The 16,846-nt window shown below is 62.3% G+C and carries 14 protein-coding genes; 4 read left to right on the forward strand and 10 right to left on the reverse strand.

The genetic code is table 11. The annotated features are described in order from the left end of the window. The first annotated feature begins 13 nt into the window (after positions 1–13). On the forward strand, positions 14–2,062 hold the full coding sequence (locus ACETII_RS01375) for a type IV secretory system conjugative DNA transfer family protein (RefSeq protein ID WP_472785442.1): 2,049 nt from the start codon (positions 14–16) through the stop codon (positions 2,060–2,062). Positions 2,063–2,276: 214 nt separating this feature from the next. On the opposite strand, the gene ACETII_RS01380 is transcribed toward ACETII_RS01375, so the two are convergent. The 5 genes from ACETII_RS01380 to ACETII_RS01400 all read right to left on the reverse strand — a co-directional run bounded on the left by ACETII_RS01380 (position 2,277) and on the right by ACETII_RS01400 (position 9,217). Continuing rightward, positions 2,277–4,337 carry an ATP-binding protein gene (locus tag ACETII_RS01380; protein ID WP_472785443.1) on the reverse strand — a complete coding sequence of 687 codons (2,061 nt, stop codon included), beginning with the start codon at positions 4,335–4,337 and terminating at the stop codon, positions 2,277–2,279. Beyond that, positions 4,334–4,867 (reverse strand): hypothetical protein, encoded by a 534-nt coding sequence (locus ACETII_RS01385; protein WP_472785444.1) that lies wholly within the window; start codon positions 4,865–4,867, stop codon positions 4,334–4,336. Before ACETII_RS01385 ends, ACETII_RS01380 begins: the two co-directional genes overlap by 4 nt. Next, a complete protein-coding gene (locus ACETII_RS01390; protein WP_472785555.1) occupies positions 4,864–6,147 on the reverse strand; it encodes an SIR2 family protein in 1,284 nt (427 codons plus the stop codon). The genes ACETII_RS01385 and ACETII_RS01390 overlap by 4 nt, the downstream gene beginning before the upstream one ends. Positions 6,148–6,467: 320 nt before the next feature. Then, complete coding sequence (locus ACETII_RS01395) at positions 6,468–8,429, reverse strand: relaxase/mobilization nuclease domain-containing protein (protein ID WP_472785445.1); 1,962 nt, start codon at positions 8,427–8,429, stop codon at positions 6,468–6,470. A 368-nt stretch (positions 8,430–8,797) separates the two neighbouring features. After that, complete coding sequence (locus ACETII_RS01400) at positions 8,798–9,217, reverse strand: hypothetical protein (protein WP_472785446.1); 420 nt, start codon at positions 9,215–9,217, stop codon at positions 8,798–8,800. 373 nt (positions 9,218–9,590) lie between these two features. Here ACETII_RS01400 and ACETII_RS01405 point away from each other — a divergent pair, with 373 nt between their 5' ends. The 3 genes from ACETII_RS01405 to ACETII_RS01415 all read left to right on the forward strand — a co-directional run bounded on the left by ACETII_RS01405 (position 9,591) and on the right by ACETII_RS01415 (position 11,800). Further along, complete coding sequence (locus ACETII_RS01405; protein ID WP_472785447.1) at positions 9,591–10,076, forward strand: hypothetical protein; 486 nt, start codon at positions 9,591–9,593, stop codon at positions 10,074–10,076. 90 nt (positions 10,077–10,166) lie between these two features. Then, positions 10,167–10,976, forward strand: coding sequence for a nucleotide-binding protein (locus tag ACETII_RS01410; protein ID WP_472785448.1), 810 nt, complete (start codon positions 10,167–10,169; stop codon positions 10,974–10,976). Then, positions 10,976–11,800 carry a hypothetical protein gene (locus ACETII_RS01415; protein WP_472785449.1) on the forward strand — a complete coding sequence of 275 codons (825 nt, stop codon included), beginning with the start codon at positions 10,976–10,978 and terminating at the stop codon, positions 11,798–11,800. The genes ACETII_RS01410 and ACETII_RS01415 overlap by 1 nt, the downstream gene beginning before the upstream one ends. Before the next feature lie 489 nt (positions 11,801–12,289). Here the strand turns inward: ACETII_RS01415 and ACETII_RS01420 are convergent, their stop codons facing one another. The 5 genes from ACETII_RS01420 to ACETII_RS01440 all read right to left on the reverse strand — a co-directional run bounded on the left by ACETII_RS01420 (position 12,290) and on the right by ACETII_RS01440 (position 16,730). Then, complete coding sequence (locus ACETII_RS01420) at positions 12,290–12,736, reverse strand: anthrone oxygenase family protein (protein ID WP_472785450.1); 447 nt, start codon at positions 12,734–12,736, stop codon at positions 12,290–12,292. 229 nt (positions 12,737–12,965) lie between these two features. Then, on the reverse strand, positions 12,966–13,301 hold the full coding sequence (locus ACETII_RS01425; protein WP_472785451.1) for a single-stranded DNA-binding protein: 336 nt from the start codon (positions 13,299–13,301) through the stop codon (positions 12,966–12,968). Between the two features lie 636 nt (positions 13,302–13,937). Beyond that, positions 13,938–15,188 carry a plasmid replication protein RepC gene (gene repC / locus ACETII_RS01430; protein WP_472785452.1) on the reverse strand — a complete coding sequence of 417 codons (1,251 nt, stop codon included), beginning with the start codon at positions 15,186–15,188 and terminating at the stop codon, positions 13,938–13,940. A 529-nt stretch (positions 15,189–15,717) separates the two neighbouring features. Continuing rightward, positions 15,718–16,434, reverse strand: a complete 717-nt coding sequence (locus tag ACETII_RS01435) for a transglycosylase SLT domain-containing protein (protein ID WP_472785453.1) — start codon at positions 16,432–16,434, stop codon at positions 15,718–15,720. Beyond that, the gene (locus tag ACETII_RS01440; RefSeq protein WP_472785454.1) at positions 16,431–16,730 is read right to left on the reverse strand and encodes a hypothetical protein; all 300 of its coding nucleotides are present in this window, start codon (positions 16,728–16,730) and stop codon (positions 16,431–16,433) included. Before ACETII_RS01440 ends, ACETII_RS01435 begins: the two co-directional genes overlap by 4 nt. Between the last annotated feature and the right edge of the window lie 116 nt (positions 16,731–16,846).

The following is a 16,846-nucleotide window of genomic DNA, read 5'->3' on the forward strand; positions in this document are numbered from 1 at the left end:
AGGTCGGCCGCCGATGACGCGGGAACATCTCGAGCGGCTGGTCATTGGGCTACTCTTGTCCCTCGCCGCGTCGCTACTCTGGGTCGTGCCCTATGGGATCGTGACCGGCTTTCGCTCGGGCTTCTCCAGGCCTGCGCAGAAATGGGCGCTTCTCAAGAGGGTCACGACTGAAAATCCCCGCGTGGACCTCGAGCAGTTTCCGCCTCTCTCCTTCGACCACGGCTTCCCGCTCGCCTACAAGCATTTCTATGTCTATGCGCAGGACGAGCGCGTTTCCAAACTTGCGCTGGAAAACGGCGCCATCGCCGCCGGCGTGGTGCTCGCGCTGTTCGTCGCCCTTGGGGTCTTTCTCTACGTAAACCGCAAATCGACGCTTCATGGCGACGCGCGGTTTGGAACGCTCTCTGAGGCGCGCCGCGCGGGGCTGGCGGCAAAAAGCGGAATTATTCTCGGCCGCCTCAAAGGGCAAACTTTGGTCTCAAGCGATCCCGGCCACGTTCTCATTGTTGGCCCGACCCGCACCGGCAAGGGCGTGAGTTTCGTGATCCCGAACGGGCTCGCCTGGCCGGGGTCCATGGTGACGCTCGACATCAAGAGCGAGAATCTGAAATCCTTCGGCGCGGCGCGTGCAGCGAAGGGAGACGAAGTCTTCGTCTTTGCGCCGGGCTCGGCCTCCTCCCACCGTTACAATCCGCTTGACTATGTACGGCCCGGCGCAGAAATGGCGACGGACTGCGCCAATATCGCGAGTTTCCTCGTCGCGATGGGGTCAGTCGAGAACGAATGGACGCTCGCCGCGCGCAAGACTGTCGCGGCGCTGCTTGGCTATGTGATGACCAGCATCCATTGCGAGAAGGCGCGGCATATTCGCTCCGCCGTGCGGGTCATCTCGACTGGGCACGACATCGCCGACGTGCTCAAAACCATCGTCGCGACGGAAAATGACGGCTCCGTTCCCTCCTGGGTGCTCGACGCCTTCAATCAATTTGCCGCGATTCCCGACCGCACGCGCGGCTCGGTCATGTTCAACGTCAATAATGCTTTCGCGCCTTGGGATTCGCCGCTCATCTGCGCCGTGACGGAGACATCGGATTTCGATATTCGCGAACTGCGCCGCAAGCGCATGTCGATCTTTATCGGCTCGCCGCTTGCCGATCTGGAGAGCTACCGCCCGCTCATTCGCATCCTGTTTCAGCAGATCCACGATGTGCTGATGCGCAATCTTCCTGGCGCCGACGAGCCGCATCAGGTCCTTCTACTCCTCGACGAATTCTACACGCTTGGCAGAATGTCGTCGCTCGCCTCCAAGATCGCGGTCAGCGCCGGTTATGGCTTCCGCATGGCGATCGTGCTGCAAAACATCTCCCAGCTCGACGAGACCTACGGCAAGGCGATGCGCGAGACGCTCGTCGCCGGCGCAGCGCTAAAGCTCTTCGTCGCGATCAACGACAATGAGACCGCGAAATATGTCTCCGACGCGCTCGGGACGTACACGGCGACGCATACGACGAAGATGATGGGAGCCGGACTCTCGCAATCTCGCGTCTCGCTCGGCCACATGGCGGCGCCGTTGCGTCGACCGCAAGAGCTGACCCGCATGCCCAAGGACAAGTCGATCCTGCTCGTCGCCAACGCGCGGCCGTTCGAGATTGGGAAGGTTTATTTCTTTCGTGATCGTCGAATGCGGCGGCTCATTGAGCAGGTTGGGACCGCGCCGGTCTACCCTCCGGCCTTGCGACGCTGGACCGAGACCTCTGCATGGCTCGACGCTCATTCGAAATTGGAGTTGGCCACGAAGGCGGCGCAATGCGAGTCTGAGACGATCCCGGCCGTGGACGCGAGCGAGGGCTCCGCTGTCGAGGAGCCGCCAGGAAACTCTGACGGCGAAAGCGCGCATAAGGGGCGTGCGGCAATCGACGTTGAGATTTCGGATGCGATCGCCGGGATAAACGCAGAGTCGCAGCGCACGGTCAGCTCGGACTCTGGCGACGACGTCAGATCCGCTTTGGAGGATTTGACAGCAATAACGGCGAAAGTCCGAAAAGGTTGGACTGCCGCTTAGGTTCCAGGTCGCCTAAGAATTTGGACTTCGTGAAGTGTTTCATCGGCTCTCTGGACACAACGGTGTTGCGCTGCTGCTCGGTGCGCCCGAGAATGGACAAAGCGTTGTCGGCGTAGCGGTGTAGCATCGAACGGAAGTGGGTAAAATGCCTCGGTCTGGGTGGACCAAGCCCTGCCGTTTGGAAGGTGGACCGGCTTCTTCGCCACGGGTCAGATCACGCGGTCGCCTGAGTTCCGTCAAACTGACGGAGAATGCCCGGGGACATCGGCGGAATTTCCAGCCGCGCGGTTACGTCAGCCGCCCCGCGCTCATTGAAGTCGATCGTGTATCGCCGCCCGCCTTGCTCCGGTGTGCTGAGCATCCGTCGGCAAAGCAAATCGGCGAGGGCTTCATCCTCGACCGCCACGACAACCTGACGACCAACTTGTCGGAATGACGAAAGGACTTCGACGAGATGCAGCGCTCTGAAGTCGTCGATGTGTTGAACTGGATCGTCCAACATGAGCGTTTCCCATCGGGACCACGGCCTAGCCAGATGAACCGACAGAAGGAAAGCGAGACCCGCGGCTCGCCTCTGACCGCTGCTGAAGACGAATTGCGGATTAAGGTTGTCGCCCACCTTCAGACTGAGGAAGCGTCGGACATCGCCGCGGATGCTGTAGTCGATGCTGCGCCAGTTCGTGTGCGGGCGGAGCCGCTGGTAAATCTCGTTCAGCAGCGGGCTGATGCGAGCAAGCCGCTCATCAACGATTTCGGCCGCCGAACGCCGAACGCTTTTCTCCAGAGATTTGGCTGACGCCACCGCGCCCTGAGCGCGCGCGAGTTCGTCCGCAGCAGCGTCGGCTTGGCGCCGCAAAAGCGAAACTCGCGCATCAACCGAGGTCAACGCATCGACGGCCCGCGAGGCCTCTAGGGCGTTGAGCGCACGCTCGAGCTCGACCAATTGCTCGTGCTCGTCCAATGCTTCTCGGTCAAGCGCGTCCGGGTTCGCCGCGTTAGCTGGATTCAGCCCGTAGCGTTCGAAAATTTCGATATGGGCCTCCTCTCGCGCGCGCAGGGTCCGCAACTGTTGTTCGATCGCGTCCCAGACCGCTTCCGTCTCCGCAACTTGCTGTTCCGCCTGGTTGGCCGCCCGACGGGCGCTCGCGAGATTGTCCCGCGCTGAATTCACGCCCCCGGCAAGCTGATCGATCCGCGCCCGGGCGCTCTGAATGCCCGCAGCGAATTCGGCGTTGGTTCGCGTTGCCGCGCAAAGCGGACAATGCTCGTCGTGGAGGCCCAACGCCTCCCCGTGTTCAACGAGGATGGACAACGAAGCGGCAATTTCGTTTGCCGTCGCCTCAAGGTCATAGGCACGCTGCGCCACTTCCAACTCGGCCTTCAGGCGATCGAAGTGGGATCGAGCAGCTTCCAGCGCCGCATTCGCCCGCTCTCTGCGCGCAACCTCGTCTGGCGAATTGAACGCCCTTTGGTGTGCTGCGATTTCGTGCCCCTCGAACGCGGCAAGGCCAATACCTTCAAGGCGCCGGCGTCGATCGGGAAGGGTTCGCTGAGCGAGGTCGATCCTCTGTGCAAGTTCTCCATCCCTCGGCGGGATGACCCGATCGAGTACCGCCATCGCCGCGGAAATGTCGCCGCTTCGGTTCGCTGCGTCATTCGCCTCCGACAGTTGCACGAGCCCGCCCTGCAGCTCCGACCGGGCCTGTTGGTAGGACGCCTCAACACGGTCGCAGGCCGCCTCCGCGAGCGTGACCACAGCCTTCGCCTTAGCGGCGAGATCAGCGCCCTCGACGGACCCAAGGGCCGCGCGAACCAGATCGAACCGTTGCGTTTCGCTCAAATCCAGACTGAGGCTCGCGATCCACTCGTCCCTGATGACCGAGGTTTTGCAGAGCTGCCTAAGCGGATCGTCCGGGGCCGCACCCTGACAGAGCTGGGCTTCGATTTCCGCCGGGGTCTTGTCGGCGCCACCGTCGCGAGTCCGTGTGATGGAAAACGCTTTGCCGTCCCGATCGACAAAAGACGCGGTCACATAGTGGCTGGTCGGTGAACCATCACCTCGCCACCATATGTAGTCACGAACCGTCTCCTTTGCGGCCGATTCCACCGTGTACTTCGCGATCTCGCCGAGAATGGTGAATTCAACAGCATCGCAGAGCGTGCTTTTGCCCACCCCATTGCGCCCGGTGATGACGGTGAACCCCGGTCCGAAGTCGACACGGACTTTCTCGCGAAACCCACGGAACCCGCAAACTTCAACGTAGTCGAGCCTCATGTCGGGCTCCCCAATATCTCGGCGACGTCCTCTGGCCGCAGATCGCCCAAGAAGGCGTTCAGCGCCTCGATCGGAACGTCTTTCGCGCGCGCGCGCAATCGGTCGGCGATGTCAGCGTTTTCGAGAAGCGGCTGAGCCTTGATCGGGCCTAGGGGCATCAACACGTTGGTCACGTCTTCCGCGGTTTGGATCGCGGTTCGTGCGATTTTTCGTGTGAGAGAGAAATTCTCCTCCAGCTTCTCGACTTGGTGCTGGAGGGTTGGCGCCAGCTCGGAGGTCAGGAACACAGAGTAGACGTTCCACGCCTTGGTGCCGGCCGCTCGAAGCCCCGGCGCGTGTCGCGCCAGAACCCGTTGCTGGGCCGCTTCCCAAGTATCCAGCAGTTCTTTAGCGCTGCGAAAGACATGCACGAACCCGACCACCGTCGCGCTTTCGAAGCAGATCACGGGCGGGGACGCGCCGGTCCATGGCCAAGTCTCATAACCAGCCTCACGAAGGACGACCTCGGACCGTGTGCCTATGTCCATCATATGCCCAACTCCGCCCGCGCGCCGTCAAGATCGTACCAGTCGCCCATCGCCGTCGGACGGATAAAGCTACCAGCGGACCCCGGCCGAACGACGCTTCCTGGCAGGGGCAGGTTAGTGGCACCGGCCGCTACGACAATATCTGTCGGAGCAACCGCAGGCGCTTCAACAAATTTGGAGCGGAGTTGGTTGAGAACCGCACCCGCGCCATTCACGACCCGAATCGATCGGCCCGCGAGATCGTAGCCCATGGCCGTCGGCGCCGCTCCAGCCTGCCTGAGCAGCAGATGGAACACCCCAAAGATCTCGCATTGGCTCGGCTTTGACCTACTGGCCGGCTGTCCCTTAGGGACTCCTTCAGCGTCGCGTCTCAGACTATACAGAGTCTCGTTGTCAAAGTCCGGCGGCTCCAGCCATGCTGGATCACAAGCCACTCCGGTCGACGCCTCGAATGCCGGCTTACCGGCAGCAAGAACCCCACGAAGGTAATTCCGGGAAAAAGCCTTTCGAAGCTCGGCCAGCGCCTCTGCCCCGGATTCCTGCACGTGCGTGAATTCGACTTGTGGGCCGTTGGCTAAAGCCCATAGGTCCGGGGCTTTGGCTTGAAGCGCCGCCGCACCCGCTAAGTCGATCACTGTGACGGAGAGTGGAGCAAGCCCGTCGAGGACCGTTCCCAGGAGGGTGTTCATATAGGCCCAGTCCGACCAGAAGCCGACGACCAGCAGGTCCTTCTGCCGGAGGTTTGCCGCCATCCACGTTTTGCTCTTCGCGATGCGTTCTGCGATGGGCGGTTCGCCCAACTGCGACGGTGCCCATACCGTCGCCAGCCGATCACGCGTCGCGCATCCGTGAAATTTCAAAAGCGGGCTCTGGGTGCGGGACCGAGTGGTCGCCTCGTCTCCGTCCAATGAGTTTTGAAAGTCAAATCCGTTCGCAACCGCGGACTGCTCGATCAGCGTGTCGTAGTTGGCGGATAGGGCTGCTGCGGCCGCTCGCGTGACAAGGAAATCCGCCACCGCCGCGTGGCCGGCGTTGGGCGGCTTCACAAACATCTGCCAGGGTACGAGGCTTTCGATGAACACCGACTGGAGCGTGTGAAGGCCGACGAAGTGCTGCGCAAACGCTTCGAGATCGTGACGCATTGCCGGATCGCAAGCGGGGTCCGTTTCAAGAGCGTACTTATCGAAACTGGCCTCAGCGACCCGCCATGCCGCCGGCAGGCTGCTGGGCGCAGCCATCGACAGGCCAGCGCCACAAACTACCAACAGCCGTCCCGCGTGCATCGACGCGAGCAGCTTCGTTTTGACTTCAGCTTGCAATCTCCCGCCTCACCCAATCGGTCAGCCAACTATAACATCAAGAACCTCATCCCACCTTCTGCGGCGAGGGACCCGCCGTCCTTGCTTGCCACGGTGGACACCATGTGGATACCACGCCAGTTAAGCGAAGGGCTACCTCGCGGTGGAGCTTTCTTAGCTCTCTGATTTCCTTGAGGAGTTTTGGAGCGGGCGAAGGGATTCGAGCCCTCGACCCCAACCTCGGCGAGGCTGCTCAAAGGCGCTCAGTCAGAGTGGCCGCTCAGCCTCTGATTCACTCGCTTCCATCATTGTTCGATCTCGGGCTCTGCCGCCTTGCCGGCTTCCTTCTCGGCCGAAATTTGCCGAAGCTTTTCCATTTGTTCCCGGCGCAACGCCTCAAGCCGCGCGTCGACAGCAAGCGAAGCCGCGAGAGGCGCCGTGGCATTGGCTGCCAGCAGACGTTGCGCCTCCTGGGCGGCGTGCGCGCGGGCTTGTTCATCCGCGGCTTTCCTCTCAGCTTCACGGACGATGACGCGAGACGTGTCGATATCGCGCCCGCTGGCCGGCATTGGATTGGCTGCCGCCTCGACGTGGCGTTCGACGGCCTCGGCGCGTTCCACGAGCCTCCGCGTGCTGATCGCTGCGCGATCTTCGGCGCGAGCGATGCCCGCGACCCGCTCCACGACAGGAGCGAGGGCCGCTTGCGAGGATTTGGCCTCGAATTCCCGCTGCATGTCCACGCGCGCTGCTAGCTTTTCGAGATAGCGTCCCGAACGCTCGAAAAACGCGGACCTCGTATCCACCGGCAGAACGGCGCCGACCTTGTCCACGGCTTCGTTCAGTAGCTTGAGGTCGGATCCCATTTGCGCGGCGGTGATTGGCATGGCGCTGCTCCTCGTGGTCTGGGTGATGAGAGCCTGATTGACGAGCGTGACGATAGCTTGCCCGGCGGCTTGAGAGAATTGCATCCGCTGGGCGAGAGCGATTGCCGTCGCGCTCTGCGGTTCCTCCCCAGCCAGCTGCCGCCACGTCGAGGCCGTGTCGTTCGCGACGGCGAGCTGACGCTCCGAGGCCGGCATGCGGATTGGATTCGTCCGCGCGATCTCGATGCGCCGACGCGCATTGTCCATGAGCGTCTTGTTCGCGGGGTCGCTCGCGTAGGCGCGATCGCGCGCCTCTCGACCCGGCCGAGGATGATCGGCGGCGTCGACAATCGCCTTGTCCTTGGGGCCATAGCTCTGCGACGAGGCGCGTTCTGCGGCCGAGGTCGCAACGATCTTTAGCCCTTGCATCTGGGCATGCTCCGCGAAGGTCTCGCGCCAGTGTCCAAAATCCTGCGGCCCGGGATGAATTTTCACGCCCTCGGCGTCCCGGACAGCGACGATCACATGGGCGTGGACATGCCCAGCGTCAGCCTTGTCGGTGTGCACGCCGAACATGAATTTGTGCGCGGCGAACTGCTCATGGACGAAGCGCCGCACGGCGGTTCTGAAGGTGTTGACGTCGACGCCGGCCTTGGCGGAGACGATGAGATGCATCGTGTCGCGCGGCTTGAACGAGCGCAGATCCCGCCGCCAAGCCCGCGACTCTGCCTGGATGGCGCTTGGGTTGTCGAGAAAGGCGCCGCTATCTGAGGCCGCCGCGCCATGCTCTTGGAGCCGCGTCAGGCGATCGACGACACTTGTGGGGCCGTTACCGGGTGCGCCCGGCTCGAGCACGATGCGATGCTGGCAGATCCCGGTCGCCGCCTCGATGCGCGCCTTCATTCGCGCCTCGGATTTGGGCGCGAACACGCGAGCTTCAAAACCCTCGGCGACGTGGCGTTCGGTTACGTAGAAGCGTTCCCGCGTGACCGCTTCGCCCTCGCCGAGCGTCCCGGCGAAGGCGACGACAGCCCGCGCTTCGATGGCGCCATCCTTCAAGGCGTCGATCCGATAAGCGTAACGATGTCCGGCGAAGGCGGCTGACATCGCTTTCTCCACAGTTCCGCGGTCGGCCGGCGTGTCTTTGAGGCCCATGATCTGGAAGCGCACGCCGGCGACGTCCTGGCTTTCCTTCCGTGGTTCAAAATCCTTTGCCCATTCGGCGATTTCACCGTTGATGGCCGCGCGCCCTTTCAACTCGACGCCGTCCTGGGTTTCGAGAAGGGCGTCTTCGCGGTCGACGTAATTCGCGGTCGCCGAGGCCCGCGCCGCACCATGCGCATAGGAGACGACCTTGATGACGGCCGGTTGATAGCCTTGCGCCAAGGCTCTCGCGCGCGCCATCAGTGGCGCGCCGCGGCCGATGACGGCGGGGGAAGACGCCGCGACGCCACTCGAACGCGGTCGCGTCCCACCTTTCGCGGAGACGTCCGGCAACCGCCGCCGCTTCTCTTCGTCCTCCCCGCCCGTGATGGACATTCCACGTAGAACGCGGTCCGAGGCCAAGGCACGCGGGGCTGGCTCCAGAACGGAGACCCGTGAATGCTCCAGTGAGGAGGCCGTCGCCGGCCTCAATCCTACGACCCTATCAGGCCGCTCCTCGAGTCCCCGCTTCTCCCGCGCCGCGCGAGAACGCCGAGATGCGCCCGCCGCAAGGGCGAGCCGGTTCATTTCCGCGACAAGGGAGGCGCGGAGGTGCGTTCGAGCCTCGCTCACGACGCCTCCGTCCCGGGAAGCGGCTTCAGGTCCGCGACGCGCCGAACCCGCACGCCATAGGCGGCGGTCATTTCGTGAACGAGCGCGTTGATCTCGGAGAGCGCCCGATGGGTGGCGACGAAAAGCTCCTCGTCGTCGGCAAGCTGCGGCGCATAGCCGAGGTTAATGCCTTTGACGATCTGCGCGATGTTGCGCCCGCAGGCGCGCAGCTCCCGCGTGGTCGCTGCGAGCGCCTCGACGTTGTCGACGCTAAGCGCGGGCCCGACGTCGATGGACGCGCGCACGAGCCGGCGCAGGAGGTCGGACTTCCCGAGTCCGAAGATGGCGCAGGCTTGCTCGAGCCGCGCGAAATCCTCCGGCGAAAAGTCCGCCTGGACGCGATGCTTGGCGATGTCGGGCTTGCGCGGAAGGGGCACGGCGATCCTGGGGCAGGGAAAGGAAGGCGGGCGCTTTTGCTTCTTGTATATTTTATACCATACTCACGAAACCGGTATCTTGTCAAACCAGGAAACAACCAAAACGCCCGCTAGCCCTTTCCTTATCAGCATTCTATCGCAATTTTGTCCCGCCAACGCGTCTCACCTCTTTATGTGGCATTGTCTCACTTTACACTTTAGCATATTGATAGATGCTCCGCTGCGTACCGGAAATGTATCCGCAGGCGTATCGCGCACGCATCACGACAATGCGTCGATACGTCTCGCGAATGTCCGAGCATAATGCCACAGAGGATTCGCGCGCATGACGCAGAGACACACCGAAGCGAACTGGGCGCAAGCCCTCGCCGATTTGCGCGAGGCGCCCGCAAAACCCCGTGGCGCAAAAAGCCTCAGGCAGGCGATCGAAGACGCGATAGACGACGTCATGTCTTGCCGAGAACGGGGGCATACGGACAGCGATATCCTCGCGATATTCGCACGAAACGGGATCCAAATGAGCCTGCATACGTTTCGGCAATATGTGCGGCAGGCCCGCCGCACGAAGGCGCAGCAAGCATCGGGGGGAAGGGGCAAAGCCGCGCGCGCATCCAATGCACATAGCCCCGATATCTTCAGCCATGCGCAGACAACAAAGGCGGAAAACAGCCGCGAAGCAGACGCGACAAGGCCGGAGCAGTCTGTGGCGCAACGCGTCGATACGCCCGTGGCGCCGCCGACGATGTCGGGCGCGCAGGACGCTGCGGCGCCGATTTCACAGGCTGTCGCAAAACCACCGAGACAAACGGGAAAGACAGCCGCTGAGGTGCTCGGCCATCGCTTCAATGAAGACGTGTAGGCGGAAAGCCGGCGCGCCTCCGCCTCGGAAGGGGTGGCGCTCGGATTATTATTCTATATAGTTTAGGAGAATGGAGCTCTGGAGGCAGGAATGGCGTCGAACGGCAAGCGACGGGTGGCGTTGATCGCCAACGAAAAAGGCGGTGTCGGCAAGTCCGTATTCACCCGCGCTTTGGTGGACTGGCTGCGGACGCAGGGAGAGCGCGTCCTTGCCTTCGACGCGGATGGCTCGATCGGCGCAACCATCCGCGTGCTTGGGACGCGAGAGACTGAAGGGTCCCTGTCCAAGACCCAGGATCCCGCAGTCGGGATCGGCTTCTACAATGGCCGCAGCGACAACGAGCGCAACATTCTGCTCGACTCGATCGCCTCGAACGATCCGCTTTACATCCATGACCTCGCCGGCGGACTGCTCGCCGACCTAACGAAGATCGTCGACGACGGCGAGGGGCTCTCCGGCCTGCTCGACGCCTTCGCGACGCACGGCTGTCGGCTGACGGTGTTCCACGTGATCTCGCCCGACATCGGTTCCGCGCAATCCGTCGCCCGCTGGCTTGATCTCACCGGCGCGAGCGTCGACCATGTCGCCGTCGTCAATCTGAAGCACGGCAAGCCGCCAGGCGACTTTCCCTTCTGGTTCGGGTTCCGCGACGCTAAGGGCGAGAGCAAGGGCGGCGGCACGCGGCGTCGCCTGCTGCAGGAAGGCGGGTTCGAAATTGAGTTCCCCTCGCTGCAGAGCGGCACCTTCGCCAAATTAGACGCCGAAAACATTCGCTTCTCGCACGCGCAAGCGGTCGGCTTGCTGACGATTACCGAACAGGCGCATGTCGCGAAGTTTCAGCGTGATTTCGCGGCGATGATTGCGCCGGCCCTCCCGCTGCTTGGGCTGGAAGGCCCCTGATGGACGCGGGCGCGAAGTCCCGCTTCGATAAAGCCGCGGAGGCGCTCAACGTCGATCCCACGGTCCGTGAGACGATGTGGCGGCGGATAGGCGATTTGCAATTGTCTCCCGACGACCCCACCGTCGTGTTTTTGGCCGTTGCCGGCGTGTTGGAAAAAGCTGCAAGCGATATTCCGACAGCGCTGGCGGCCTTTCCGCAAAAGATGCAAGATGCGGTGAATGAGGCTCTAGTTCCCTTGGCGACTGCGGCGACTGCGGCGGCTGCGGCCGCGCGGCCAACCGTCGCCGACGAGATCGCAAAAAGCGTCAAAGAGACCAAGAGCGAAGTTCGGCAGGCGGCAACGCTTGCGCTGCAGGAAATTAGCAACCGCCGCGACGGCAGGCGAAGCTTTCATTATTTTCTGGGCCTGTGTCTTGCGGCGACTCTCGGCGTAGCTTCAGGATATGCTGCCGGTCGTGTTGACCAGGCTGGGATTCGGCGAGGCGTCGAGGCGTTGGCTCTGCGCGCCGACGCGGAGAGCTGGGTTTCCTTGATACGCGCCAACACTGATTTAGCCCGGTCGTTGCGAGAGAACTGCAGCGCTGGTGGAAAAGGCGTGTATCTCGTTCAAGGCGCCCGGGCTTGCGCGTTGCCGCTGTGGCTTGACGCGCCGCCCGGAGCGCCAGCGAGCGCCGGTGGACACACGGTCACAATTCTAAGCTGGATCGACCGCCTACCCACGGCCGTGTGGGTCGCGCTCGGCGTCGCCGGCGGTTTTCTCATACGGAGGGTGATCTTGGAATTCGGCCGACAACGCTCGGTGCGGTGGCTGCTCGAACTATGAAAGATGGGAGGTGATAAAGTTCATGTGCTCGGGCCAGCCAGCTGCGGCGATTTGTCAGCCTCCCCGAAGTTGGCTTCACGATAAGATCTTCATCCAACAAACAAAAAGATCGGGGCAACCATCGGGAAAATCGCCTCGAATGCCGCGGGGAGGTCTGACATGTGCTTTTATTTGGAAGGACGGTTGATCTCCGATGGGACGCATTTCAGGGTCGACGACAAATATTTGACCATTGAGGCCGCGCTTGAAGCGGCGCGGAATCGACTCCGCTACGAGGCTGCTCGTTTCTGGATCATGGACCATCAACAACGGCTCATATTATCCTTCCAAGAGGTGAGGGACCGGTTAGAGGCGCTATCGTTCCCCCCTTCGACCCAGGAAACCGCAGGCCAAGCATAGTCCAGAGAGCGGCCTACCCTTAGCTTCGGTAATTCTCGAAATAGAACGGTTCGAACCCGACACACGCCGCAGTTTCGCGCCGCGCGTTCGTTAGCAGGTGCTATGGCCGACTTTCAGGGCGGCAATCAGATATAGCGACGTCGCCACGGCCCCAAGAACGGATCTGCCCGCATGGAGGCGGCCCCAACGCGTGAGAAGCAGCCTTGTGTCGCTAGACGCCCCGGTCGAAAGCGATGCTTCGAGGCGATGATTAACGGGCATGATCACGATCAGTGTATAAGGCCAATTTGCGATGATAAAAATCGCGCCGAAAACCCAAGTCATGACCCCAGTTGTCCACCACGCGGCGGCACCGAGCACGCCGGAAATCATCGCAAGCGAAGCTTGCATAGCAAAGCCGCGCTTGTAGGCCGGACCCCATTGCGCCAGAGCGGCCCGGTCATCGAGACCCAGCCTTGCTGGCTGCTCGGCAAAGCTTACATAAAAGGCAGCCCCGAAGAAGGTTGCAGCCGTCACGAGCGCAAGCAATCCAAACATGTTTCCCGCCTTGCTCCGTCTGGAAGAAAGTAAAGCTTTTTCCCCGCCGATCGTCTGAAATGCTAAGCCCTGGATAAGCGAATGGCAAAACGCCAAGGTTATGATGGCGCAGTGTCTCGCGACCGACCTGCTGCGCTAAAGAGAGCGAACGACGATTCTTTCGGCCTTGCAAGCGAGATGGCGCGCCGATGCGAGAGGCGAGGGCCACCCCGTAGGGTGGCGCTCCATTTCACGCGGCCGCAGATTCGGCGGCCTTCTTTTTCGGGGCGCGGCTAAACTCGTCGCAGATCAGCTCGACCACATAGACGGTCTCGCCGTCGCGCTTGAAGCTGTTCTGGCGCAGGCGGCCCTGCGCGCGGACGTAGTCGCCGGATTCGACGTTCTCGGTCACGTATTGACGCGTGTTCTTGTCGAAAATCACGATCTCGTTCCAGTCCGTCTCGTCCATCCATTGGCCATCCTTCTTATAGGAGGCGTTGGCGGCGATCGACACGCGGATGTTCTTTTCGAAGGTCTTGATCTTGCCGACGCGGCCGAGGATGTGGAAGCGGGCGAAGTCGAACATCGTCTTTCTCCTGATATTCGCGAAGGAGCCATCCCCTTCGCTTATGTCGCGCAAGACGGGCGGCACAGGGCAGGGCAGAGCCCGAGCCGAAGGCGAGGGGCCAGCGAAGCGCCGCGCCACGCCCGGCGACGGAGATTTTGAAAGGGCGTTTGCGCCCGAGCGCGAGGAATTGCCGCTGCAAGCGGCAAGGGGAAAATGTTCGGCGGCAGTGGCCGACGCACGGCCCGCCGGACGTATGCGTAAATGACTTAAGCGAAAGGGGAGGCGTCTTGGAGCTTAGGAGAAAGCGCTCGACGTCGCCATCGGTTCGCCCCGGCGGCCTCGGCGACGGACCCTCGATATGACTGCGAGTGACTGCGCGTGATGCAACCGGGATCGAAGCTCGGCATGGGTCCGACGCTGCTGGAACGCTTCACTTTCGTTGTTTCGAAATTCGTGACGAATGTGAGCTCCGATTGAATCTACCAATGATCTTAGCCGCGCGGGCACGGACCAAACACGGCTCAGCGCGACCGATGCGATACTCGGATTCGGCCTCCCAAGAGGATCGTCACAGCCATCCGCGCAACGCGGCAACCGAAGCGCCTGACCGCCCGCAAAAGGGCCGCGGGCTAGGAGGAGGCGCCCCTCATGCTGTCATCGGCGCCCATTGCGCTCGCGCCGGCGGCGCATGGCGACTAGCTCCCTCTCGAGCGGATGGCGGCCACGCTCAATCTCGCGGGCGAGCATGACGAATAGCCCTCCCGGAGAGCGTATCGGCGTGCCGCCGCGTTGTTCCCCATCGGCATGACGCTGAACGACAAAGAGGGCAAGTAGGCCGGCGTTGACGACTCCGAGACGCGTCGAGGCCGCGTCAAAAGCGTGGCGAGCGAGGCCGCAGGCCCGAATGAATTGAGCTCCCAGGGTCGCAGCGCGCTCGATCGTCGTGACTGTTCCCCATTCGGATAGCTCAGGGCAGGCGGCGAGCCAGAGCGGGAGGTCCTTGGGGATGGCTCGGTCGGCCGCCTCCAGCGTCCGTTCGCTTCGCCGAACGTCGCCGCCCCTCTTTTCTCGATAAGCCTCATTGCCGGAGTCGCGGGACTGGTCGAATGGCGTTACGGAGTTGAGGCGAGAGGCGTTGCAATCTTCGATACAGGGTTTGGGATTTTGCTCTGAGTGAGGGCCAGGATGGCCGGCAGAGCGGGGCGTTTGAGTGGAATGATCGCGCCGATAGCGGATTTCGCGAGCTTGCTCGGTCAACGCAACATAGGCTTCGATCGCTGCGGCAAATTCTTCTGGCGTGGCGTCCTTCAAAGGTGTCGCCACGCCCTTCGAGCGCGCCAGAATCTCCGCATAGGCGCCGGACGGATCCTCGGCGCACAGGTCGAACAGCGCGTTGCGGGCGGCCGTGAGGTCGTCGCGGAGCTGCCGGCGCACACGATCTTCAATATCGAGGGCGCGAGCGCGCTCCGCAAATTCCGCGGCGCGGGCGTGCAGCGGCGTCAGATCGAAACCCCGAGCGTCGACGATCTCGCCTTCGGCGTTCGAGATCGGGAAGCGCTTCCCATTGGCGCTGTCGCGCATCACGATCAGACCGCGCTCGCGAAGCTTTACGATCGTCCGACGGATCGTGCGCTCGCTCATGCCGGTTTTCTTCTCGATCTGCGCGTTCGACGGCCAGCATAGCAGGCCATGCGCCAGCTGCTGCTCGCCAAAGCAAACCGCAAGGCATTCGACCAACTGACGTTCGCTGCGGTCGAGGGCGAGCGCACGCACAGCATTGCGCGCGGCTTTCAAAAGCTCCTTGCGCGAGACCGCGAAGAGAGGCGCGTCAAAAAGCTTGCCGACACGCCAGCTCGCCGCGCAATCGCGGCGACGGCCTGTCGCGTTCAATTGGGCATGGGTCATCCTTTTGCTCTCCGCGCGTTGAGCGGAAAGCAGGCAAAGAATTTCCGTGGCGCGAAACGCGCAAAACCTCTTGCGTAATGAGAAAAGCCCGCTAAAATTCCAAACACGGTTGGTGTTTGGCTGTGAAGGGATTGCCGTCCCTTTTAGCGAGCTGTTCGAGAGGTCCGGCCTTCGCGCCGGGCTTTTCTTTTTTGGGGCCTGCTTCCCTCCATGCGATTCTTGCGACTACAGTTTATAGTTTAGTAGAATCAGAAAGGCCACCCGCCAGCTCCCTTGGCGGCGGGGGATGGTCGTGGCAACGGCGCGCGCCGATGCTGGCCGCATCTTGAAAATCCCAAGCGCTTGAAAAAATCGGAGACTGCGGCGCGCCTAAGTGGCGCAGGGTTGAACGCCGCCATTCCGTTCAAGGTCAAAGGCCACAAATCGTTGGCGAGGCGTCGGCGAGACTTCTGCTGGCCAAACTCACAAAAGCTCAGCGCCGCCCCGGGCAACGGCGCGGATGCGATGCCCGCACCGTCCAGAGCGCCGCTCAGATTTGCGTCGGCGCCACGACGATGTCGCTGCTGGCGAATGCGGGCGGCGCGCCGAGGCTCGGCAACGTCGTCGAGGCGTTCGGCGTGGCCGAGGACGCCACCACGCCGCCTGCGGCGTCGGGGCAACTCGAATTCGAGCCCGAGGAAGAGCAAGTGCTCGTGGCGGAGGCCAGAAGCGAAGGATCGCTGTGGAGCTTTCCGTAGGCGTTCTGCACGCCTCTCGCCCAGCCGGCTTGCTCGCCAGGCCGCGGCGAGCCGTTGTAGCACGCCGAGAGACAAGAAAAGGCCGTATCGCCGCACTTGTTGTCGCATTGTTTGAGCAGCTTCATGCCGCCCATGATGTTCTGTTCGTTGATGTCACGGTTGTAGCCGAGGCTGTTTCCGGTTCGTTGCGTGAGCTGCATCGGACCTTTGACGCCGGTGTCGGATCCGGCGCAGGAGTTGAAGCCTTCCGACTCGTGATAGGAAACCGCCAGCGCGAGATCGACGGGCACGCCCTGCTGCTCAGCGGCTGCGGTGATCATCGCGACATTGTTCGGCTGGTTGCCGATCGCCTGCTGTAACGAGCCGGGGTAGAACTGGCCGAAGCCCTTTGAACACAACTGGCTGAGTGGCGTGTTGTTTTTGAGAAGATTGTCGCCGTTGGGACAGTCGCTCGCGAAGGCGAGCGTAGAGGCGAGCGGCAGGAGAAGCAGAGCGGCCCGACGCATCATCTCGCCCCGCAATAGTCGTATCGAACACCATTCATGGAGAAGGCGTTTCGCGAGATGACCGCGATCGTCACGTCCTTCATCGTCTTGGAAGGATCGCCCTGAATTTCCGCTATCGTGGGATAGTTTGCTCCCTGTCCCTCAATGCAGGTCTGACGATAGCGCGCGTTTTGCCCAAGCGCCTGAGTGAGGCATGCCTGGTAGTGCGGCGAGAAATTCTTGCCGTCGAAATCGACCGTGCCGCCGCCGCCAAGGCCGTCGCATCCAACCGTCGCGGCAACGTAAAGCCCCGGCGCCAAACGGTCGCGGTCGTCGGCAAGCGCTCTGCCCGAGGGAGCGAACAAGATGATGCATAAAGACGCGCAAAATCTCAGGCTGCCGCGCGATTTACGCCGATGAACCCCGATGAAATGAG

Source organism: Methylocystis sp. NC52PC (assembly GCF_055698645.1).